General features: G+C 45.9%; 1 protein-coding gene. It reads left to right on the forward strand.

What is annotated here, in order from left to right:
• Positions 1–764, forward strand: a 764-nt coding sequence (locus A3739_RS10340) for an FAD binding domain-containing protein (RefSeq protein ID WP_197472262.1), incomplete at both ends; no start/stop codon positions are given.

Consider the following 764-nt stretch of genomic DNA (forward strand, 5'->3'; position numbering starts at 1 on the left):
GTGAAATGCACAATGGTGAATGGCATTACCGTGCGATCAACTCATGCATCACTTTCCTCGCACAGATTGACGGAAAAAGCCTTATTACTGTTGAAGCATTAGCTAATGGTTCAGAGCTTCACCCTGCGCAGCAAGCAATGGTAGATAAGCATGGATCACAATGCGGCTTCTGTACTCCTGGCATCATCATGTCTTTAACCGCTTTATTTGAAAACACACCTTCAGATAAGACTTTTACACTTCACGAAATTTACGACGCACTTTCTGGCAACCTTTGCCGCTGCACTGGCTACAAGCCAATTATTGACGCAGCGAAGTCAATGAAATCATACCCAGGCAAAGTGAAAGCAGAAATTTGGACACCTTCTAGCACATCACCTTCAAACAAAGGTGAAACCTCCAATGAAGAAGGTCAATCTTGGAGTGCTCGCACCGAATCAGAGCTTAAAGAGATTCTTGCGCACCATCCTGATGCACGAATCGTTGCCGGTGCAACCGATCTAGCACTTGAAGTGACGCAAATGAATCGTCGCATTAATAAGCTTGTTGCAATCAATCAAATCGATAGCTTGAAAACAATTAGTGAAGACGCTAACTACATCACCATCGGTGGTGCAGCATCTCTGACTGATTGCGAAAAAGTATTAGAAGCGCACTTCCCTGAGTTCGCTCAGCTACTAGAGCGTTTCGCAGCACGCCAAGTTCGTAACAACGGAACCATGGGCGGCAACATCGCAAACGCATCACCAATCGGTGACGCGCCA

Source organism: Oleiphilus sp. HI0067, from assembly GCF_001635735.1.